At 34.3% G+C, this 23291-nt stretch carries 20 protein-coding genes; 11 read left to right on the top strand and 9 right to left on the bottom strand.

Annotated elements, in window-relative coordinates; genetic code table 11:
* Window positions 1-732 precede the first annotated feature (732 nt).
* From LY01_RS13625 to LY01_RS13595, 7 genes are read left to right on the top strand one after another with little or no spacing between them, the layout of a single operon-like run.
* Window positions 733-1644, top strand: a complete 912-nt coding sequence (locus LY01_RS13625) for a MerR family transcriptional regulator (protein WP_104516537.1) — start codon at window positions 733-735, stop codon at window positions 1642-1644.
* Complete coding sequence (locus tag LY01_RS13620) at window positions 1641-3101, top strand: phytoene desaturase family protein (RefSeq protein WP_104516535.1); 1461 nt, start codon at window positions 1641-1643, stop codon at window positions 3099-3101. Before LY01_RS13625 ends, LY01_RS13620 begins: the two co-directional genes overlap by 4 nt.
* Window positions 3101-3940 carry a phytoene/squalene synthase family protein gene (locus tag LY01_RS13615; protein WP_104516533.1) on the top strand — a complete coding sequence of 280 codons (840 nt, stop codon included), beginning with the start codon at window positions 3101-3103 and terminating at the stop codon, window positions 3938-3940. Before LY01_RS13620 ends, LY01_RS13615 begins: the two co-directional genes overlap by 1 nt.
* A 2-nt stretch (window positions 3941-3942) precedes the next feature.
* Complete coding sequence (locus LY01_RS13610) at window positions 3943-4389, top strand: sterol desaturase family protein (RefSeq protein WP_104516531.1); 447 nt, start codon at window positions 3943-3945, stop codon at window positions 4387-4389.
* A 3-nt stretch (window positions 4390-4392) separates the two neighbouring features.
* The gene (gene crtD / locus LY01_RS13605; RefSeq protein WP_104516529.1) at window positions 4393-5859 is read left to right on the top strand and encodes a 1-hydroxycarotenoid 3,4-desaturase CrtD; all 1467 of its coding nucleotides are present in this window, start codon (window positions 4393-4395) and stop codon (window positions 5857-5859) included.
* Window positions 5856-6473, top strand: coding sequence for a carotenoid biosynthesis protein (locus LY01_RS13600; protein WP_104516527.1), 618 nt, complete (start codon window positions 5856-5858; stop codon window positions 6471-6473). The genes crtD and LY01_RS13600 overlap by 4 nt, the downstream gene beginning before the upstream one ends.
* A complete protein-coding gene (locus tag LY01_RS13595) occupies window positions 6452-7585 on the top strand; it encodes a lycopene cyclase family protein (RefSeq protein WP_104516525.1) in 1134 nt (377 codons plus the stop codon). The genes LY01_RS13600 and LY01_RS13595 overlap by 22 nt, the downstream gene beginning before the upstream one ends.
* Here LY01_RS13595 and LY01_RS13590 read toward each other — a convergent pair.
* Window positions 7577-8284 (bottom strand): DUF3291 domain-containing protein, encoded by a 708-nt coding sequence (locus LY01_RS13590; RefSeq protein WP_104516523.1) that lies wholly within the window; start codon window positions 8282-8284, stop codon window positions 7577-7579. The two genes, LY01_RS13595 and LY01_RS13590, sit on opposite strands and share 9 nt — an antisense overlap.
* Window positions 8285-8389: 105 nt before the next feature.
* Window positions 8390-8950, bottom strand: coding sequence for a TlpA family protein disulfide reductase (locus LY01_RS13585; RefSeq protein WP_104516521.1), 561 nt, complete (start codon window positions 8948-8950; stop codon window positions 8390-8392).
* A 102-nt stretch (window positions 8951-9052) separates the two neighbouring features.
* Here LY01_RS13585 and LY01_RS13580 point away from each other — a divergent pair, with 102 nt between their 5' ends.
* Together LY01_RS13580 and LY01_RS13575 are read left to right on the top strand one after the other, a co-directional pair.
* A complete protein-coding gene (locus LY01_RS13580; protein ID WP_104516519.1) occupies window positions 9053-9655 on the top strand; it encodes a M23 family metallopeptidase in 603 nt (200 codons plus the stop codon).
* A gap of 135 nt (window positions 9656-9790) precedes the next feature.
* Complete coding sequence (locus LY01_RS13575; protein ID WP_104516517.1) at window positions 9791-10369, top strand: REP-associated tyrosine transposase; 579 nt, start codon at window positions 9791-9793, stop codon at window positions 10367-10369.
* A gap of 209 nt (window positions 10370-10578) precedes the next feature.
* Here the strand turns inward: LY01_RS13575 and LY01_RS13570 are convergent, their stop codons facing one another.
* The 6 genes from LY01_RS13570 to LY01_RS13545 form a co-directional block, all read right to left on the bottom strand.
* The gene (locus LY01_RS13570) at window positions 10579-12846 is read right to left on the bottom strand and encodes an aconitate hydratase (RefSeq protein WP_104516515.1); all 2268 of its coding nucleotides are present in this window, start codon (window positions 12844-12846) and stop codon (window positions 10579-10581) included.
* Between the two features lie 184 nt (window positions 12847-13030).
* The gene (locus LY01_RS13565; RefSeq protein ID WP_104516513.1) at window positions 13031-15811 is read right to left on the bottom strand and encodes a bifunctional aconitate hydratase 2/2-methylisocitrate dehydratase; all 2781 of its coding nucleotides are present in this window, start codon (window positions 15809-15811) and stop codon (window positions 13031-13033) included.
* 404 nt (window positions 15812-16215) lie between these two features.
* On the bottom strand, window positions 16216-17169 hold the full coding sequence (locus LY01_RS13560; RefSeq protein ID WP_104516511.1) for an AAA family ATPase: 954 nt from the start codon (window positions 17167-17169) through the stop codon (window positions 16216-16218).
* A gap of 25 nt (window positions 17170-17194) precedes the next feature.
* On the bottom strand, window positions 17195-18661 hold the full coding sequence (locus LY01_RS13555; protein ID WP_104516509.1) for a peptidylprolyl isomerase: 1467 nt from the start codon (window positions 18659-18661) through the stop codon (window positions 17195-17197).
* The gene (locus tag LY01_RS13550; RefSeq protein WP_245890747.1) at window positions 18621-19472 is read right to left on the bottom strand and encodes a hypothetical protein; all 852 of its coding nucleotides are present in this window, start codon (window positions 19470-19472) and stop codon (window positions 18621-18623) included. The genes LY01_RS13555 and LY01_RS13550 overlap by 41 nt, the downstream gene beginning before the upstream one ends.
* The gene (locus LY01_RS13545) at window positions 19465-21444 is read right to left on the bottom strand and encodes a peptidylprolyl isomerase (RefSeq protein ID WP_104516507.1); all 1980 of its coding nucleotides are present in this window, start codon (window positions 21442-21444) and stop codon (window positions 19465-19467) included. The genes LY01_RS13550 and LY01_RS13545 overlap by 8 nt, the downstream gene beginning before the upstream one ends.
* Window positions 21445-21565: 121 nt before the next feature.
* Between LY01_RS13545 and LY01_RS13540 the strand changes: the two genes are divergently transcribed.
* Both LY01_RS13540 and LY01_RS13535 read left to right on the top strand, forming a co-directional pair.
* Complete coding sequence (locus LY01_RS13540; protein ID WP_245890745.1) at window positions 21566-22042, top strand: SRPBCC family protein; 477 nt, start codon at window positions 21566-21568, stop codon at window positions 22040-22042.
* A gap of 3 nt (window positions 22043-22045) precedes the next feature.
* Window positions 22046-22288 carry a hypothetical protein gene (locus tag LY01_RS13535; protein ID WP_104516505.1) on the top strand — a complete coding sequence of 81 codons (243 nt, stop codon included), beginning with the start codon at window positions 22046-22048 and terminating at the stop codon, window positions 22286-22288.
* Here LY01_RS13535 and LY01_RS13530 read toward each other — a convergent pair.
* Window positions 22281-23000: a hypothetical protein gene (locus tag LY01_RS13530; RefSeq protein WP_104516503.1), complete on the bottom strand. Its 720-nt coding sequence runs from the start codon at window positions 22998-23000 to the stop codon at window positions 22281-22283. The two genes, LY01_RS13535 and LY01_RS13530, sit on opposite strands and share 8 nt — an antisense overlap.
* Window positions 23001-23291: the final 291 nt, after the last annotated feature.

The following is a 23291-nucleotide window of genomic DNA, read 5'->3' as shown; positions in this document are numbered from 1 at the left end:
GGAAAGCAACCGAACATTATCATACATCAATATTCTAATAATCAAACTTTTAATATCATTTAAGTTTCCTCAACTTACTAGGTTCAAATCCCATTCCAGGTACAACACAAAAGCTAGATAATATTTATGTTATCTAGCTTTTGAATTTTAAGACCTTTTCTTAATCATTTTTACATAAACCCCTGTCGCATTCCATATCTATTTTAAGAACCATAGAGACACTTTGTGATTTTATAAAGTTAATAACGTAACATATGTTAATTAAGCGGTTAAAACACCTTAAACGCTCTGCATACATAAATACTCATTCCTACCAATAGATCAACCTGCTTTATACTATCATCTATTTAATAATTGATTGCTTTTAAATGAAATCGGTACTTGATTTTTGCTAGAATCCGGTTTACCATGACCATGTTAGCAATGAGACTCCTCTAATAAGAAGTTAGACCTTATTTATACATAGAACATTTGCAGGAGATGTACAATTAGACGACTATAGTTACTAATTGAGTTACGCTTTCGCGAAAGCGAATTCAAAACCATCACTGCACCTAATTATATAGCAAGGCCTTTTTTACTCTAAACAGAAAACCAGTTCATGCAAAATCAATAAAAATGAATCGCATATAGTTTATCAATAATTTACTTTAATAGTTAATTAAATATCAATTTAGTTCGTGATAAGTAATTTTGTTTAACTTTACCGAGTAATAAGTAAACAAATTAGTTTTGATAAAAAGTAAGTTCAGTATTAAAGACCTAGAGAATTTGAGTGGTATCAAATCTCACACGATAAGAATCTGGGAGAAACGATACAATCTATTAGAACCAGACAGAACAGAAACTAATATAAGAACTTATGACCTCAGTGCATTGCGCAAGATTTTAAATGTTAGCTATCTTAAAAATGCTGGTATTAAAATATCTACAATTGCTAGTTTAACGGGCAGTGATATTGAAAATCAGGTGCGTAATCTAGCTATAAGAAATAATAAAAACGACCACGCCATACAAGAGTTAAAACTTGCGATGGTTAACTTTGACCAGACCATGTTCAGTAGAGTTTATGACTCTGTACTGCAAGAGGTAGGCTTTACAGGTGTTTTCTATGATTTGTTCATTCCCTTTCTAGAGGAATTAGGTTTCTTATGGCAGTCTAAAACTATCAATATTGCGCATGAACATTTTATCAGTCATTTGATTAAACAAAAGGTTCTTATCAATTTAGAGAAAGTTCAATATCGATCTAAAAATGATAGCGATAGTGTTTATGTGCTATTTCTACCTGAAAATGAAATGCATGATCTAGGATTATTATTCTTAAATTATGAGTTATTAAAAAGAGGTAACAAAACTATTTACCTAGGTGCCAGCATGATACTAGATGATTTGCCTTTCTTCAAAAACAAAGGTGTTAATCCTACGTATATAACCTACGTAACTGTACAACCTGTAGAAAAAGAGCTGCCATCTTTCTTAAAGAAATTTAACCGTAAAGTGAACCGAGATAGTGATATAGAACTTTGGATTTTAGGACAAATGGCTCAAAAAATAAAATCAGAACAGTTATCTGATAATCATAAGGTCTTTAAAGGCATATCAGACGTTATAAATAATATACCTCAATTAGTAGAAGCATGAACAAAGTAGCAGTTATAGGATCTGGGTTTTCATCACTTGCAGCAGCTTGTTATCTAGCAAGAGACGGCTACGAAGTTACTATCTATGAAAAGAACGACACTGTCGGTGGTAGAGCGCGCAGACTTGTTAAGGATGGTTTTACCTTTGACATAGGTCCATCATGGTACTGGATGCCAGATATTTTTGAGAGATTCTTTGCAGATTTTAACAAAAAACCTTCTGACTATTATCAGTTAGATAAGCTTAACCCTGCATACTCTGTTGTTTTTGAAGATGATAAAATTGAAATAGCAGATAATCTAGAAGACATTAAATCTACTTTTGAAAAAGTAGAAAAAGGTAGTTCAAAACCTTTACAACAATTTATGTCTAAGGCTGAGGAAAACTATGAGATCGCGATTAAAAATCTTGTTTATAGACCTGGAGAGTCTCCACTAGAATTAATTACACCACAAACTGCTCAAAAAGTAGGAGCATTTATAGGCAACGTTTCTAAAGATGTAAGAAAGAAATTTACTAACCCTAAATTAGTTAGTATTTTAGAATTTCCTGTTTTATTTCTAGGGGCTACACCTCAAAACACACCTAGTTTTTATAACTTCATGAACTATGCAGATTTCGGTCTAGGTACATGGCATCCTAAAGGTGGTATGTATGAAGTAATTCTAGCTATGAAAAAACTTGCCGAGGATCTAGGTGTAGTTATCAAGACAGAGAGTCCTATAGAAGAGATTCTTGTTGATGAAAAAGGTAGAATAGAAGGACTAATTACTAAAGGACAAAAACACCTTTACCCTATTCTTCTTTCTGGTGCTGACTATCATCACTCTGAAACACTATTGCCTAAAAAACACAGACAGTACTCTGAATCCTATTGGGATAAAAAGACTTTTGCTCCTAGCTCATTGATCTTTTATGTAGGTTTTGATAAGAAGTTAAAGAATATAGATCATCACAATTTATTCTTTGACACTGATTTTACAAAACATGCAAATGAAATCTACGAAGACCCTAAGTGGCCAGAAGAACCTTTGTTTTATGCAAATTTCACGTCCCTAACAGATCCATCTACAGCACCAGAAGGCTGCGAGAATGGTTTTTTCCTTATTCCGCTAGCACCAGATTTAGAAGATACTCCAGAATTAAGAGAAGAGTATTTCAATAAAATCATGAAAAGATTTGAATTGCGAACAGAACAAAATGTAACAGATCATATTATATTTAAAGAATCATTTTGTGTTAATGATTTTGTATCAGAGTATAATAGCTATAAAGGTAATGCCTATGGAATGGCAAACACTTTATTACAAACTGCTTTTCTTAGACCTAATTTAAGAAGTCGCAAAGTAAAAAACCTATATTTTACAGGTCAGTTAACAGTACCAGGTCCTGGAGTGCCACCGTCACTTATATCTGGAAAACTAGCAGCTGAACTTATTAAAAAAAATGACCACTAATGAAGAGCTTATTTGACAAAGTTTCAAGAGAATGCAGTAGAGCTGTAACACATAATTACAGCACATCATTCTCATTAGCCAGTAAAATGTTAGGACCTAGCATACGTCAGGATATCCATAACATTTATGGATTTGTAAGATTTGCAGACGAGATCGTGGACACTTTTCACGATTATGATAAACGCGACTTACTAGACCGTTTTGAAGAAGATGTAAAAAGAGCTGTCGACGATAAGATCAGCCTAAATCCTATTTTGAATTCGTTTCAAGAAACAGTTAATAAATACGATATCACACCAGATATGTATGGTGCCTTTATTCACAGTATGCGTCTGGATCTAGATAAATCTATTTATCTAACTGACGAAGAATATAGAAATTACATCTATGGAAGCGCAGACGTCGTAGGACTTATGTCTTTAAAAGTCTTTGTAAAAGGTGATATGGAGAAGTACAACGATCTTAAAGATGACGCCATGAGATTAGGTAGTGCCTTTCAAAAGGTGAACTTTTTGAGAGACCTTAAAGCAGATCTTGACACGCTAGAACGAAGCTATTTCCCAAATACAGATCTTCATGATTTAAGTGAAGAGGACAAAGCCAGACTTATTCAAGAAATAAAGGAAGACTTTGATGCTGGTCTCAAAGGTATTCAAAGATTACCTATAGAAGCAAAATTAGGAGTTTATACCGCATACACGTATTATAGAAGACTTCTTACTAGATTAGAACGCACTCCTTCTAAAGAAATTAGAAACGCAAGAATACGCGTGCCTAACTACGAGAAAATATTTTTATTGTCCAAAGGCTATATGGCCTATAAACTCAATATGATCTAAACATGGATGTACTATACTGGATAGCCATATTTATTGCCACATTTTGCATCATGGAATTTAACGCCTGGTGGATGCACAAATATGTCATGCACGGTTTTTTATGGAACCTGCATGAAGATCACCATCATAAACAACACGATAGCTGGTTTGAAAAAAACGACTTCTTTTTTGTCTTTTATGCTGCAATAAGCATAGGTTTAAAACTAGTCCATAGTTTTTATGACATCTGGTGGACATTACCTTTAAGTGCTGGTATTCTAGCATATGGTATTGCGTACTTTATAGTGCACGATGTTTTTATACATCAACGTTTTAAGTGGTTGCGTAAAGCAAATAACAAATATGCCAAAGGATTGCGTCGTGCACATAAAATGCACCACAAGCACTTGGGTAAAGAAGATGGCGAAAACTTCGGTATGCTAGTTGTCCCGTTCAAGTATTTTAAATAATTTATGAAAACAGCCATAGTTATAGGCGCTGGAATAGGTGGTCTTGCCATAGCATTAAGGCTTAAAAAACAAGACTATCATGTTATAGTAATTGAAAAAAATGACTATGCAGGTGGTAAACTACATGCCATAGATCAAGATGGATATCGATTTGATTTAGGTCCATCTTTATTCACATTACCTCACCTTATTGACGATTTATTACAACTGTTTCCAGAACATGAAAACTTATTTTCTTACCGTTCTAAACAAATAGCTTGTCATTATTTTTGGGAAGACGGCACCGTTTTTAAAGCCAGTACAGATTCACAAGAATTTGTCCGTACTGCGGCTGCCATATTTAATGAAAATGAGAAAACGCTATACTCCTATCTTCAAAAAAGCAAAAAGAAATACAACCTTACCAAAAGTCTATTCTTAGAAAAATCACTTCACAAAGCATCTACTTACCTATCGATGGACACGGTAAAAGCATTAATCAATACCCCTTTTTTAGGGATTTCAAATACACTAGATCAGGAAAACCGAGTTTTCAAAAACCCCAAACTGACTCAGCTATTTAATAGATATGCCACTTATAATGGATCTTCTCCTTATCAGACACCTGGTATTATGAGTATGATTCCTCATTTAGAATTGGGTCTAGGCACCTATTATCCGCACGGTGGTATGCACAGCATTTCACAATCATTGTTTGAAATGGGTGAAAAGGTGGGAATAGAATTCCGCTTTCGCGAAAGCGTAACTCATATCAATCACCTCGATAATCAAGTAACAGGTATCACAACCGATCGTGCGACTTATGAAGCAGATCTCGTTGTTTCCAACATGGATATTTATCCTACTTATCGCAATCTAATGAAGGATATTAAAGCGCCAGAAAAGACACTTCAACAAGAACGATCTAGCAGTGCACTTATTTTTTATTGGGGAATCGATAGAGTTTTCTCAGAACTGGACCTGCACAACATTCTATTTTCTGAAGATTATCATACAGAATTTGAACATATATTTGAGCACAAGACCTTGTCAAAAGATCCTACTGTTTACATTAATATAACTAGTAAAGAATCACAAGAAGACGCTCCTGCAGGACATGAAAATTGGTTTGTTATGATTAATGCACCAGGAGATTATGGTCAGGACTGGAAACAAATCGTGCAAGAAGCTAAAAAAGACATCATCAAAAAAATTGAAAAATGTCTAGGTGTAAATATTTCAAATCATATTAAAACAGAATATATCCTGACACCTCAAGGTATCGAGGCTAATACCAGTTCTTATCGCGGTGCTCTTTATGGCGCAGCTAGTAATGATAAATTTGCTGCATTTTTAAGACATCCTAATTTTAATAAACAAGTGAAAAACCTTTATCACGTAGGTGGATCTGTGCATCCAGGTGGTGGAATTCCTTTATGTTTATTGAGCGTACAAATCACAGCAGACCTTATCTCTAAAGCTAATTCATGAGAATAGCAATCATCTTTTTATGGATCATTCATATAGCTGCCATTATAGGCATCGCTTTAGGATATGAAGATTTTTTCTTACCTAAGTCACCGTTTACGATGATTTACTTGTTATTTCTATTGATATTCTTTTTCAAGATAGAATCACGTAAGGCTGTACTGTTATTTATCGCTTTTATGTTCACCGGCATTCTCGTAGAATGGATAGGTGTACATACCGGCACCTTATTCGGTGATTATTATTACGGTATAAATTTTGGTCCTAAAATAGATGGAATCCCTGTACTAATAGGTGTCAACTGGGCTTTGCTTACCTTTACCACACATCTTATTTCAAAGAAGTTTTTTACATCACCTATAGCCATTATAGCTAGTGGCGCGGCACTTATGGTAGGTCTAGATTTCTTTCTAGAACAAATATGCGATTTTGCTGGATTCTGGCATTTTAAAAATGGTGCCGGCTGGTATAACTATATTTGCTGGTATGTGGTAGCTGCTATTTTACATGCCATAGCGTTACATTTTAAACTTAAAGGAAATAAAATTCTTTCTTATCATTTATATGGTGTACAACTACTTTTTGCAATAGGTCTATGGATAGTCATTACGATATAGCCATAATAGGCATGGGGTGCGCTGGCAGCCACATTGTGCAAGAATTACTGCGCCGTAAAACCGATCTTAACATCGTTATTATAGATGATTTTAAGGCTTTGTCGTTAGATAAAACTTGGTCTTTTTGGGAAAAAGGAAATGGTAAATGGGATCATTTAATCTCTCACAGTTGGAAAAAAGGCAGCTATATAATGCCTGATGATTTTATACCTCTCGATCTCGATCCTTATGTGTACAAGACTATTGAGAGTCGTGATTTTATCGCTTTCGCGAAAGCGGAATTACAACAAAAATCTAATTACACTTTAATTGAAGAGAAAGTTCAAAGCGTGTCCGGCGCCGAGATTAAAAAGATAGTTTGTGAACAAGCTACTATCAACGCTTCTATAGTTTTAGACAGTCGTATAGATCCCAAGTTTTTTAAAGATACTGAAGCCACAACTTTACAGCAACATTTTAAGGGTTGGGTGATTAAAACAGAGCGACCTACTTTTGATCCAGAGGTGTTTACCATGATGGATTATAGATTAAGAGATGCTGGCACGACTAGCTTTACCTACGTCTTACCTTATTCTACAACACAAGCTCTTGTAGAATTTACCTATTTTTCTAAAGATGTGGTAAGCGATGATACTTATGAAAAGTATCTCCAAGAATATATTGCAAAGTACTTGCAGCTTACTAACTATTCTATTGAAAAAACAGAGCAAGGTGTTATACCTATGACCTCCTATAAATTTGAGCAGCACCATAGAAAAAACCACTTAAAAATAGGCACCGCTGGTGGTTGGGTAAAACCATCTACTGGTTATAGTTTTAAAATGAGTGAGAAAAAAGCAGTACAATTAGTAGATAATATTATTTTAAAACGAGAGCTGAATCATGGTATGATTTCTAAGAAATTTCGCTTTTATGATGATATCATGCTCGATGTATTACACAGTGATAATGCTCGAGGACCTGAGGTTTTTCATACTTTATATAGAAAAAACAAGATACAGACTATATTCAGTTTTCTAGACCAAGAGACTAGTTTAAGTCAGGAGCTAGGTATTATGCTGCCCATGACATCAGTACCATTTTTAAGTGCTTTCTTTAAAAAGTTATTTTAAGCTTTTAGGTATTTCAAAATCTGCCCATGTTCCTTTAATTCTATAGGGTTGGAATCTAGTAAATAACTCTTCTTTATACCATTGCAATGCCTGTGTTTGTTGCACTGCATGTCTGTGATTCTGACTGCGGTAAGCAAATTTCTTTAAAGCTCTTGCGTCATTCCAAAGGCTGAAAGTAGCCATTTGAGTTACTGGTCGCTCTCCTACTCCTGCAGTGAATAGTAAGTTAGGGTTATCAATTAAATCTACTTGTGATTTAGGTACATAATCCCAAAACTTCTTAAGCATATTTAGTTTAATAGTGGCTCTAGTAATAACGGTTATAAACTCGTTATGTTCATCTAAGTTCTCACTCACCTTAAACGGATTTTTCTTAGACCACTGTCCATGCGCTTTTATACATTTCATATAGAAAGTCAGCTGATTAGAACTGTGCTTTAAGTATCTACTGTATAAATTTGAATTGGCAAAAAAGCTTTTTGCAGACTCTTCATTCTCCCATACTTGTAATAATCCATAAACACTCCAGTCTGGTTTTGGATCAAAATTCTCCTTTCCTGAACCTAACAACTTATAGAACTCTAGTCCAGCTGTCTTTTTTAATGGACCGTGTGCAAATTGCATCATTCCAAAAGCCCAAACTTTTTGTTTAAAGCTGGGATATTTAAAAAAAGTAAGCGTTGTGATTTGTTGAGACATAATAACAAAGATAGATGCCTCTTACTTTAAATGAATAAAATGTTATGGTAAATTAATATTTGGAAATAAAAACTTATAGCATCGTCTTTTATAAGTCTGCCTTCATTAATTGATAATCAATTGATCTATTACTTCTCTTATTTCGGTACTATTCCAGTCTACCGCACCTTGTTCTTTAATTATAATTTTACCTGTTGCATCTATAATATAGCTGGTAGGTATGCTAGATTCATACAATTCTTCAGGTGTATTCATTTGTGGTAACACAACTGGTATATCAAACTCTTTTTCTTTTAAAAATCGTTTTACTATTTCTGGATCTTCATTAGTAATTAAAAGAAAATCTATTTCATTACCATAATCTTTAAACAATTTATCGATACTAGGAAATTCTGCAATACAAGGAGGACACCATGTCGCCCAATAACTTATAAAAGTCACACGTCCTTGTCCTATTTCAATTCCTTTGGAAATTCCATCGAGCGACCTCAAATGATAAGTAAAAGGCTCTAACTGTTGTTGATCTTCTTTATCTAAAGTAGACGGAGAAAACAACTGTACTCTTATTTTTTGCAGAGCTACTTGAATAGGCTTTCTAGTTTGAGGAATAATAAGTAATGCTATTACAACAACAAAAATTATATTACTGAGAGACAGCTTTTTCATAAACTATTCTATAGATTGCTATGACTTAGCTAACAAAGATAAATGGCTGTACAATTAAAATCGTTAATTTACTGTTGTAAATATGAACCATCCTTTTAAATAATGAAACACATATTGATAGTAATAGTACTGTTTTTACTTTCTTGTAAGCAATCCGATAGTGACAAAGAACCTATTTCCGTTATACATGAAACTGTTGTTATAAAAAAAGAATTGATAGTAGAACGTAAGAAATCGATTCCGACTGCAACTCATTTTGACTATCCAGTAGGGAAACCAAATGGAAAGGGGTATTACAATGCACAAAAATTTGGTGAAAACGATCATTTAGGTGATGACTGGAATGCTGTAACTGGTGGCGATTCAGATTTAGGAGACCCTATATATGCAATAGCAAATGGTCAAGTCACTTTTGCAAAAGATATAGGCAGCGGTTGGGGAAAAGTAATTAGGATATCACATAAATTACCAGACAGTACTTATATAGAATCACTTTATGCTCATTGCGATCAAATTTTAGTTTCAACAGATAGCATCATTAAACGCGGAGATCAAATAGGTACTATAGGAACTGCAAATGGTGCTTACCTCGCACACTTACATTTTGAAATTAGAGATAGCCTAGAAATGCATATCGGTGGTGGTTATTCCGAAACTACGGAAGGTTATTTGAATCCAACTAAGTTCATTAAGGACCATCGATGAAATTAAGTCAGGTTGCAAGGCATAGTGAAAGCGAATACAAAGACAACAATCAACAAAAAAGCCTTTTGGTTTCTCAAAAAGCTTTTTTTTGTCGCGCGCGTTTGCAACGCGTGCTCAACAAGCTGAGCATTTGTAATGCGATTCACAATAAGCTATCTTGCTACTATGTCGGAACGATACAAAGTAAAAGATCAAGAAGAAAATTATTTTATCACATTAACGGTTGTAAAATGGATTGATATATTCACTAGAGATCGATACATTCATGTTTTAGAGGACTCATTAAATCATTGTATTAAAGAAAAAGGACTTATTGTTTATGCCTATGTCATAATGCCCAGTCATGTACACATGATAGTAGGAACTACTGGTAAACCAATAAATGATATTATTAGAGATCTTAAAAAGTTCACTTCTAAAAAAATAATTGTTGCTATCAATGAACCTGGAGAAAGTCGCAAAGAGTGGTTGTTAGGTACTTTTTCTTTTCTCGCTGATAAGTCCAAAAGACATTCTAATCATAAAGTTTGGCAAGATGGCTTTCATCCTAAAATAATGGATAGAGTTAAAAAGTTAGAAGCCGCTTTTAACTACATCCATTACAATCCTATAGAAGCAGGTTATGTGAAGGAAGAACGCCATTGGATTCATAGTAGTGCTAGTGCATATTTAGATGATGGAACTAGTAATGTTGAAATTACTAAATGGTATTAAAAGTTGAATTAACTTTGTGAATCGCATTGCAAATGCTTAACTTAAAACGAACGCGTTGCAAACGCGCGCGACGAGAGAACCAGAAGATTAAAATTTGATCTTTAAAAATGTCTTTAAATTTATTCCGCTTTCGCGAAAGCGGAACTACAACAAACAAAAATGCCTCTTGAAATCTCAAGAGGCATTTTAATATAATAGAAAACGTGGTATTAAGCAGCGTTATCTTCTTTAATTTTATTCAATGCACTTCCTTTACGGTACCACTCAATTTGAGCAGCATTATAGGTATGATTTACTTTTATGGTATCCTTAGAACCGTCTGCATGAGTTACCTCAATGGTTAATGGCACATCTGGCGTGAAGTCTGCAAGGTCTACAAAGTTGAAGTTATCATCTTCTTGGATCAAGTCATAGTCTGCCTCGTTTGCAAACGTAAGACCTAACATTCCTTGTTTCTTCAAGTTCGTTTCATGAATACGTGCAAATGATTTTACGATCACAGCAACTACACCTAGATGACGTGGCTCCATTGCAGCGTGTTCACGAGAAGATCCTTCTCCATAATTGTGATCTCCCACTACTACTGAAGGGATCCCTGCTGCTTTATAAGCTCTGGCAGTTGCTGGTACAGCTCCATACTCGCCATCTAACTGATTCTTAACAAAGTTAGTCTGCTTATTATATGCATTTACAGCACCTATTAAACAGTTGTTTGAAATATTATCTAAGTGACCTCTATAACGCAACCATGGCCCTGCCATAGAAATGTGGTCTGTGGTACATTTACCAAATGCTTTGATCAATAATTTTGCTTTAGAAACATCTGTCCCAATAGGTGTAAATGGCTCTAATAACTGAAGACGATCAGAGTCTTCGCTAACTTTTATCTCCACACCACTTCCATCTTCTTGTGGAGCTAGGTAACCATCATCTTTTACTTCAAAACCTTTAGGAGGCAATTCCCATCCTGTAGGCTCGTCTAGCATTACTTCTTCTCCATCTTCATTAATCAACTTATCCGTGATAGGATTAAAGTCTAGTCTACCTGCTATAGCAATGGCAGCAACCATTTCTGGTGATGCTACAAAGGCATGTGTGTTAGGATTTCCATCGGCACGCTTTGCAAAGTTTCTATTAAATGAATGTATGATAGAGTTTTTAGGCGCATTTTTAGGATCTTCATAACGTGCCCACTGACCGATACATGGCCCACAAGCATTGGTGAATATTTTAGCATCTAGATTTTCAAATATTCCTAAAATACCGTCACGTTCTGTCGTATAACGCACTTTTTCTGATCCAGGATTTATACCAAAATCTGCTTTAGTTTTTAATTTTTTATCAATTGCTTGTTGTGCTATCGAGCTTGCACGAGAAAGGTCTTCATAAGAAGAGTTCGTACAAGAACCTATAAGTCCCCATTCTACCTTAAGTGGCCAGTCATTTTCAGTTGCTTTTTCATTCATAGAACCAACTTCAGTCGCTAGATCTGGAGTAAATGGCCCATTTAAATGTGGCATTAAGGTATCTAAATCGATTTCAATTACTTGATCAAAATATTGCTCTGGGTTTGCATACACCTCATCATCACCGGTAAGATATTCTTTAACTTCATTTGCAGCGTCTGCAATATCAGCTCTATCAGTTGCGCGCAGATAACGTTCCATTGAGGCATCATACCCAAATGTAGAAGTCGTTGCTCCTATCTCTGCTCCCATGTTGCAAATTGTTCCTTTTCCTGTACAAGAAAGGTTTGCAGCACCATCACCAAAATATTCTACAATTGCGCCTGTACCACCTTTTACGGTAAGGATTTCAGCTACTTTAAGAATTACATCTTTAGGCGCTGTCCAACCTGATAATTTACCAGTTAGTTTAACACCTATAAGTTTAGGAAATTTTAATTCCCAAGCCATTCCTGCCATAACGTCTACAGCATCTGCTCCACCTACACCTATAGCTACCATTCCTAATCCGCCAGCATTTACGGTGTGAGAATCTGTCCCGATCATCATACCTCCCGGGAATGCATAGTTTTCAAGTACTACTTGGTGAATGATACCTGCTCCTGGTTTCCAAAAACCGATACCATATTTATCTGATACGGACTCTAAAAAATTAAAAACCTCGTTAGAAGTATTCAAAGCATTTTGAAGGTCAGAAATAGCGCCGTTTTTTGCTTGAATCAAGTGATCACAATGTACTGTGGTAGGTACAGCAACTTCTGTTTTACCAGCCTGCATGAATTGTAATAAAGCCATTTGTGCAGTGGCGTCTTGACATGCGATACGATCTGGTGCAAAATCCACGTAATCTTTTCCTCTAGTGAAGGGTTTTCCTGGAATTCCATCCCAAAGGTGTGAATACAAAATCTTCTCAGCGAGTGTAAGGGGCTTACCAGTTAGTTCTCGAGCTTTATTAACACGAGACGGTATCTCACTATACACTTTCTTAATCATATCGATATCAAATGCCATAAGGTATATTATTAGTTTTATTAGTGTTTTAAATATACAAAATTATAGAAGTACTATTTATAATATAAATATAAAATTGACCACTGCACTGATAGTTAAAATTAATAACAAGTAGAAATAATAGCAATTAAAAAAGCCTGAATCTAATGATTCAGGCTTTAATTCTATTAAATAGTTTGTTGTTTTAAGCAACAACTAAGTTCTTAGTAGAAGGCTTGAATTTAGTTAAAACTATACCTTCAACTGCTGCTTCATATTCTTCCATTGTAGGTGTTCTTCCTAAAATTGTAGATAATACAACTACTGGAGTAGAAGATAATAAAGACTCACCTTTTTTACCATCTGTATCTCTTACCACTCTACCTTGGAATAAACGAGTAGAAGTAGCCATTACCGTATCACCTGGCTCTGCCTTTTCTTGGTTACCCATACAAAGGTTACAACCTGGACGCTCTAAGTATAACATATTTTCATACTTAGTACGTGCTAGTCCTTTAGGCGCGTTATCATCAAATTCAAAACCTGAATATTTAACTAAAACATCCCAGTCTCCCTCTGCTTTTAATTCATCTACGATATTGTATGTAGGAGGAGCCACAACTAGAGGTGCATTAAACACTACTTTTCCTTGTTGTCTCTCGATATTCTTTAACATCTGAGCTAAGATTTGCATATCTCCTTTATGAATCATACATGACCCTACAAAACCTAAATCTACTTTCTTAGTACCACCATAATAAGATAGTGGTTTAATATTATCATGCGTATAACGTTTAGAAACGTCTTCATTATTTACATCTGGATCTGCTATCATAGGCTCTACAACCTTATCTAAATCGATAACTACTTCAGCATAATACTTTGCATCTCCATCTGGCTTTAAAGCAGACTTCACACCTGTTTTAATCTCAGTAATACGGTTATTTGCTTTATCAACTAGACCTTTAAGATCTTGTTTTGGGTTATCCATACCCTTATCAATCATAATCTGAATACGATCTCTAGATATTTCTAACGATTCAATTAAAGTCTCATCTTCAGAAATACAGATAGAAGCTTTTGCTTTCATCTCTGCTGTCCAGTCTGTAAACGTAAATGCTTGATCAGAAGTTAAGGTACCAATATGTACTTCAATAATCTTTCCTTGGAAAACGTTTTCTCCTTCAAATTGATCTAACATTTGCTCTTGAGTAGCATGCACTACATCACGGAAGTCCATGTAAGATTTCATTTCTCCCTTAAAGGTAACCTTTACTGATTCTGGAATAGGCATAGTAGCCTCTCCTGTAGCAAGAGCTAAGGCAACGGTTCCTGAATCTGCTCCAAAGGCAACACCTTTTGCCATACGAGTGTGAGAATCTCCACCGATAATAACATCCCAGTCATCAACTGCAAGGTCATTAAGTACTTTATGAATAACGTCTGTCATTGCATGATACTTCCCTTCTGGGTGACGTGCTGTTACTAATCCGAAGTCGTTCATGAACTTCATTAATCTAGGGATATTAGCCTTAGACTTATCATCCCATACAGAAGCTGTATGACAACCAGATTGATAACCACAATCAACGATAGGAGAAATAACAGTCGCTGCCATCATTTCTAATTCTTGTGAAGTCATTAAACCAGTAGTATCTTGAGAACCTACAATGTTTACTTCTACTCTTACATTAGAACCAGCGTGTAACGTTTTTCCTGGTGTTGAACCTACTGCATTTTTATTGAATATTTTTTCAACTGCAGTTAAACCTTGTCCTTCTACAGATACTTCTTTTGCAGTAGCATATACTTGAGGAACGTCTATATCTAAAACTTTACAAGCAAAGGTTTGTAATTTTTTACCAAAAACAACTGCATAAGATCCACCAGCTTTGATAAACTCCATTTTAGGTGGAGTTAAAGCTGTAGAGATATCTTTTAATTCTTTATCTCCGTTATATAATTTCTTGGTTTTTGTATTGATAGTAAGAACCGTACCAGTAGCTACAGAATATTCTTCTTTAAGAATAGCCTCACCATCTTCATCGACTATCGTATTACCGTCTGCATCTTTTTGCTTTACCCAGTTTTTTAAATCGATACCTATACCACCAGTTACTCCTACGGTAGTTAAGAAAATAGGTGCAATACCGTTAGTACCTGCGATTACTGGAGCGTAATTAATAAACGGTACATATGGACTAAAAGGAACACCAGTCCATAGCGCTACATTATTCACACCAGACATTCTTGAAGAACCTACTCCCATAGTTCCTTTGTCAGCGATTAACATCACTCTTTTATCAGGATGTTGCTCTTTTAAAGCTAACAATTCATTCTGCATGTCTTTATTATGCTCAAACATACACTGACCATGTAATTCACGGTCTGATCTTGAATGCGCGTCTGCACCAGGAGATAATAAATCTGTAGAGATATCACCTACACCTGCTACAAAAGTTACGATCTCTATTTCTTCTTCTACATCTGGTAACTTAGTAAAAAACTCTGCCTGTGCATAGCTCTCTATAAGTTCCTTAGCAATAGCATTACCATCGTTAAAAGCTTTTTCTAACTTTTCTGTATCTGCTTCATATAAGAATACTTGAGTTTTTAAAACTTTGGCAGCATCTTGAGCAATTTGAGCATCATTACCTAAAGCAAGATCTAATAAAACCTCTACAGAAGGTCCACCCTTCATATGAGATAATTGTTCAAAAGCAAAAGCTGGTGTAATTTCTTTTACCGCTTCCTGACCTAAAATAATTTCTTTTAAAAACTTAGCTTTAACAACAGCAGCACTAGTCGTACCTGGTAAAACATTATAGATAAAAAAGTTAAGAGACTGCTCTCTAAACTCGTTATTTACGTCTTTAATTTGCGATATAATTTCGCTTAATAATTCAGCTCCATCTATAGGTTGTGGGTGAAGTCCTTGTTCTTTTCGGTCTTCAATTTGCTGAAGATAGTTCTTATAAGTATTCATATATTTTATAATAGTATTCGGTTCAATGTAAATTAAGATATGTCTTTATGATGTAAACTTTTTCTTACTGACAGTCTATCATCAGAAGCCATAATCATAAAAATAATTTATCATTTTTAATGGATTGCGAAGCTACAAAAATGAGCCGTTAAATGAAAGTTTAACACAGTATCACAGTAGTTTAGACATTATCAAAATAGCGAGGTTTTAAAAGGATAGATTTTATCAAATTGACAATTTAAACAACCTTAAATTATGAATTTGATAAATAACTATATCGATAGTAGTATTTTAGCTTTCGCGAAAGCGTAATTGTTTATGCTTATACCGCTATTAAATAATATTGAATATAAAAAAAGCACCTCGTAAAAGGTGCTTTTATATAATTTAAGTCAGAAAACTGATTATAGAATCTGCGCGATAATACTTTCTTCTGTATGACCTTCCGCTTCTGCTTTGTAATTTTTAATAATTCTATGTCTTAAGATACCTGTAGCAACCGCTTTTACATCCTCAATATCTGGACTGTATTTACCGTTAACCGCAGCATGTGTTTTTGCAGCTAGAATTAAATTTTGCGATGCTCTAGGACCGGCACCCCAATCTATATATTGCTTAATAATTTCTGGAGCCTCATCACTTTTAGGCCTCGTTTTACCCACTAATTTAACTGCATACTCAATAACATTATCTGCAACAGGAATGCGCCTTACTAGTTGTTGAAAATCTACTATTTCCTTTGCCGTGAACAGTGCATTTATCACCGGTTTTTTATCACTAGTAGTCGCCTTTACTACATCCACTTCTTCTTGATAAGAAGGATATTGTAAAAAGATAGAAAACATAAATCTATCTAACTGTGCTTCTGGCAATGGGTAAGTACCTTCTTGCTCAATAGGGTTCTGTGTAGCCAGTACAAAATAAGGTGCATCTAACTTATACTTATGACCAGCCACTGTTACAGATTTCTCTTGCATCGCTTCTAGAAGAGCTGCTTGAGTTTTAGGTGGTGTACGGTTAATCTCATCTGCAAGGATTATGTTAGTAAACACAGGTCCTTTAATGAATTTAAACGTTCTATTCTCATCGAGAATTTCACTTCCTAAAATATCACTAGGCATTAAATCTGGTGTAAACTGTATACGTTTAAAATCTAATCCTAGAGCTTGCGATATCGTATTAACCATTAAAGTTTTAGCCAGTCCTGGAACACCTACTAGAAGTGCATGACCACCAGAGAAAATAGAAATCAATATTTCATTGATTACGTTCTCTTGACCTATTATTACTTTGGCTATTTCTTTTTTAAGTTCCTGATGTTTTTTTACCAGGTTATCAATCGCAGCTACATCTGACATGTGGTGGGGTTGGTTTATTAACTATTTAGTTCCAGGCATTCAGAATATCGCACTCATTATATTCTGATCCTATTTTAATATAAGTATCGGCTATTTTTTCATTACGCCATTTATTGATAGCTTTTACTTGCTTATCTTTTAATGCAAGATCCTTAATCTTTAAATAATCTTGAGCATAATTTGCTTTATGGTCTGGAATTTTATCGATAACATAAACTAGCTTAAAAGATTTTGCTCCTGTTGGACTTTTTTCTTCTATAATACCACTTACATCTCCTTTTTCAAGAAATTGTAATGTGGATGCCATATCAGACTCTAGCCTAGTGATCTCTACTCTACCAGTTCCTGTGTTAGGATTAATAATTTTACCACCATTTTGAGCTGTTCTTTCTTCGTCACTTATTTCTTTTGCAGCCTCGCCAAATTCGATCTCCTTAAGAATGATACGATCACGCATAGCATTTAATTCTGCTTTTGCTTTTTCTATCTGACTTACCGATATATATGGTATTAATAGAATGTGTCTCACCTGTCTTATCTGTCCTATAACTTTCTCTACATAAAGAATATGCCAGCCGAATTGAGTCTCAAAAGGCTCACTGATTTCTCCTTCTCTTAATGAAAATGCTTGATCTTTAAATTCTTTTACAAATGGACTAGATCTCTGTAATTCTAAAACACCACCAGCACGTTCTGTCCCAGTATCATCAGAATAAAGAGTTGCCTTTGCGGCAAAATCTGCACCATTATCAAGAACATCTTCTCTATATTCTTTAAGTTTATTAACGACTATATCTATTTCACTTTGTTCAGCCTCAGGAATAACGACTATTTGCGCCATTTCTACTTCTGTATTAAAAAGAGGCAATTCTTCTTCAGATATTTTACTGAAAAACTCACGTACTTCTTCTGGTGTAATCTCTACCTGCTCTGTGATTCTTTCTTGCATGCGTTGTGCTAGCAACACATCGCGATTTAATCTATTAAGAGCTTCTCTTACCTGAGCTATATTATCCTTTTTATAGAAATCGGCTACTTTTTGCTCATCAGTAGTCTGTAAACCATTCTTAAAATATTGAATAGTTTGCTCTGTTCTACCTTCTATCTCACGATCGCTTATGGTTATACTATCTTGAATTGCATGGTGGGCATACATTTTTTCTGACAGTAGGCTTTCCATTAATTCACAATTTGAAATATTAGCTATTCCAGACTGTCTATTTGCTTGCTGCTTAGCACTTACAATATCAGATCCTAAGATTACATAATCTCCTATCACACCAGCGACACCTTCTATAAGGAATCGTTTCTTTACAGGTTTTACACTATCCATAGCGGCTAGAGTTTCTGCAACGATCTGGTTATCTACATCTACAACATCATTATCTGTCGTAGTTGTTTGTGCGGTTACCGCTTTCGCGAAAGCGAGAACGATAAAAACACCTAGGTATTTAATTGTTGATTTTAAGTTTATCACTGTTAATAGCGTCATTTAATAAATCTTTTTCTAATTTTTTAATATAGGCAAGCTTGCTTTTATTGAGCAAAACCTGTTTTACTGTAGGCTTAACATAAGATAAAGGCGCACGATCACCGCGTTTGAGCACTTTATTGAAGCGCACCAAATATACACCAAGACTATCTTCTAGTTTCCAAATTTTATTCTCTTTTATATATAACTTTTCATTTACAGGGTTGATTACATTCATCGCGTCAAAAAGATGGCTCTTTTTAACCCATATGCTATCATTTAAAAAGTAATTGCGGTACGATAATTTTAAACTATCGATCTTTCTCAACGAAGGTACATCTCCTTTATTGAACCATTTAGTTATTTTTTGCAAATCAGTGTTAAGAGGATCTAATTGCAGGTATCTAAACTGTACTAAATCTTCATTTAATTTAAAGTCCTCTTTACGTAATTCATAAAATGCTTTAATTTGATTTTCTGAAATTATAGTATCCAGATTTTGCTTAGTTAGATCTTTTAAATATTCTTGAGCATATAATTCTACACGATAATTCTCTACTAACTCTTCTAGTTCTTGCTGGCGATTTTGACCTATATTATCTCGAGCATTATCTAACAACAGATAATCTGTAGCCCATTTATTGATATAAACATCCATAATTCTTGTGCTATCTGCCACGGTATAATCAGATGGCAGGATGCGCATTACATCACTTTTATCTAAATAATGCTTTCCTAAACTAACTACAGCGTCTGGCTCTGTTTCTTTTTCAAAAAACTGACAGGATGCTAGACTAGCTGCTATTAATATGTATATAAATCTTTTAATCAAGTTGATTTTCTATTGCTTTTTTTACTTTTTTAAACACTTTTTTACTCACCTTAATTTGATGGCCATTTCTTAAATTATCTAACCAGCTCTTTTCTAGTTCTTGCTGGTAGTCATTTACCACACTACCTCTAGCCTCTTCTAGTGTTTTATTTGTAGGCTCTTTAATTTCTTTAACATCTATCACCTTATAAAAGCTATCGCCGGCATCGTGATAAACAGAAGAAACTCCCAGTTTTATTTCAAAGTTATCTGGCAACCTATTATAAGTTTCTTCTACCTCTCCACTAGAAACAATGACTTGAGTCTTATTATCGATATTTAAACTGCTTTTTATATCATCTATCGCTACTTTTTTAATGAGCTGCTGACGTACGTTTTCAGCTATATCACGAGATACATTTTGAGTTAATACGATGTCTAGTCTTCGTTTCCATTTATAATCCTCTCGGTGATTATTAAAATATTCGTTTAAACCTATAGAATCGTTTTTTGCCTTGTTCCATATTTCTGTCTCAATGAGATCAAAGACTAGAAAACCTTCTTTAAATTCATTATACAAAAATCTAAATTCTTTGTTATCTCTCTCCAGATTTTTATCGTAGTATGACATCAACTGGTCGTTGCTATATTCTGTATAATAAGCATCTAACTTTGCTTTCTTAGATGGATAAGGTTTAAAATCCTTAGCCATTTTAGTTTCTACATACTTTAAGAAATCTCCTATTTTATAAGAAGCCTCGTTGATAGTAAAAAGCTTTTGATCCAGACCTGTTAGCTGATCATCAAATTTATACTTTCCAGAAAGTAGTAACGTATCGTTTACCATCGTATACACGTTTTTTGGCAACGCATTTTGATCTTCTATGTTATAGAGGGTCTTTAATTTATTTATAAAGCCTTCTGTTATTTTTCTAGATCTTGGAGATTTTTTAATTTTATTCTCTAACTCCTTTTTTAAATCATCATAAGATTTAACAGGATGTTTTTCTAACAATTTAATAATGTGCCAGCCAAATTTAGTTTTTATAGGCTCACTATAATCTCCTAAATTTTTCAATGCAAACGCAGCGTTTGCAAACACCTCGTCCACACCACCTGTGCCAAATTTATTTAATTTACCACCACGAGCAGCGCTATTACCATCGTCAGAGAATTCACGAGCTAATTGTTTAAAATCTTTGCCCGATTGTACCTGTTTATAAATCTCTAGAATACGCTCTTGAGCATTTTTACTATCAGAATCTTTTTTATCAAAAGCCATGATATGCGCCACTGTTAACTCACCAGGATTAGGTCTTGTATCCTTAACATAAAGTATATGATAGCCAAAGTCTGTTCTAAATGGTTTAGAAAAACTGCCTTTTTCTGTTTCAAATGCAGCATTTTCAAATTCATATACCATTCTAAAAGAACCGAACCAGCCTAGATTACCTTCATTACCTGCGCTAGGGCCCTCACTTTTAGTTCTTGCTAGAGAAGAAAAACTAGCACCATTTTTTAATTCTTGTTCGATATCATGGATTTTATTCCATGCCTTTAAAGTGTCTGCAGGTGAAGCTGCACGATCTACTTTTATGAGAATATGACTTGCATTTACCTCTTTATTACCTCGATCATAAGCCTCTCTCACTAACTGATCTGACACCTCGTTATCAGTTAAATATGCCTGTGCAATACTAGAACGAGTGCTCTCTATTTCTTTAAGGTAATCTTCTTTTTTATGTAAATCTAGGCTATAAGCCTGCTGCAATTTAAGACGATAATCAATATAAAGATCGAGATAATTATCAATGTTTTTTTGATCTTCATCTTGTACTATATCTATGTTTTTAAAGTAAAACTTCATAAATGTTCCAGCGTCATAATCTGTACCATCTATGGTAAGCAACGTTTTATCTCCTATGTCTTGTGCCGTTGCTTTTACCGTCAGAAAAAAAACACTTATCAATAATAGACTACTTATATACTTCATATAGTTCCTTTTCAAGGATTGCAAAAATAGTTATTTAAGATTGCCTTTCAAAACGCTAGAAACTAGCAATTATTTTAAGGTTACCGTATAAGTTTTAGATGCATTTTACGACTGCTCTTCTATGATAAAAAGTGAGAATGTAATCGAGATACTTTTACCCATTAATCAGGTGATGGAACTATTTAAAAATGAAGACTTTTTTCAACACTGGCAAAAAGGGTTAGTAAGCTCAAGACCTCTATCTGGCGAGCCCGGAAAAGTAGGTAGCACTCGTGATATGAAAATTAAGGTAAGCGGTGCTATTATTAACATGAAAGAAGAGATTACTGCTGTAGACTTGCCACATCTCTGGGAAGCCACTTACCGTACTAGTGGTGTACTTAACTTACAGAGTAATCGCTTTCGCGAAAGCGAAACTATCATAAAAAACAAAGTAGTAAAATCTACCCTATGGAACGCCACCAGCATTTTTAAATTTACAGGTATGATGAGAGTAATAGCTAAAACAAGACCACAACTCTTTACCAACCAAACCTATCAACACATGAAAGATTTTAAGATATTTGCAGAAAGTAAAATACCAGTAAAGCAATACTAATTTATGAGACAACTAAAATTAATTTGGGATTTTAAGGGCCCTGATGCTCAAAAAACTGCAGCTCACCATCTTATTCATCTAGATGAATATGTAAAGGAAAATAAAGTAGAATCTCTAGCAACTGGTACGGAACAAATAAATGAGAATCATTTTATAGCATTTCTAGCACTAGAAGAGTTATTCATGCCTGCGGTGCGAGATGCACTAAAACCACACCGCGGACAATTATGGCAACCGTCTAATTAAGTTTATTCACTTCTAATTTAGAAAAATGCTCTACTGCTCGTCTACCCAATAAATGAACTAAAGATCCCCATACTAAAAAATAGAAAATACGAGTGAGGTAATAAAAATCTATGATATCGCTGTAAAAGGCCACTAGAAGAAAAGTGTTAGACAGTAAAAAGCCGAATGATATATATAGATAATTACCATTTCCTGTACGATCATCTACTTGTAAAAATGATATTATTGTAATAGAACAATATATCATTCCTGTTATCGCATAAATATTATACAGATGCAATAGCCAGCCCTCTATATCTAGAACTACAATTTCTAATAAGTAGTTTAAGAAATAATACAACCCTGCATTAGTTAAAATTAAAAGTAATACGGTAGTCTTACTAATTGATTTCCATTTAATAAATTGATTAATAGAAATAACAAACAATAAAAATGCCGCCGTAGAAGCTACTAAATACAGTAGATGCGTTACTGTGAAATTGAGATAGATGTAAAAAACATCGGTAAGCACTAATAATAATGTACCTAATAGAAATCTGGGTATTAAATATATTTTATACCTAGACACCAAATAACCGCACCCCACAACACTTGTTAATAACCTACTCCATCTTATCAAAGATAAATCTTCAATATAAACGGAAGCAAAGTTTAATAACAATAAGGTTGCTATTATTACTATAAATTCTTTATGTAAAAACTTGCTAGGCAACTATTAATTCCTTTTGGACAAAAATAAATTATTAATCCTTTGTGTGGTAAATTACATATAAAACCTGAATTAAACATCGTTTAAAAACCTATTTTAAAGATTAAACGTTGATAAAGATTTATTACACACTCTATAGTCATTAAAATTTTATAATGAAAATATACAAACTTAATAGATAAGCTTGATTTTAATTGATCTATAGAGTATTCTAAAGAGTCTTGTTTTAATTAATAAACTTTAGATTTGAAACTATATTATATTTTCATACGTTTCATAGATTTTCTGTTTATT

This window comes from Nonlabens xylanidelens (assembly GCF_002934445.1).
GTDB lineage: Bacteria > Bacteroidota > Bacteroidia > Flavobacteriales > Flavobacteriaceae > Nonlabens > Nonlabens xylanidelens.
The sequence above is the reverse complement of the archived record's forward strand: the minus strand, read 5'-3'. Positions and strand labels throughout refer to the sequence as shown.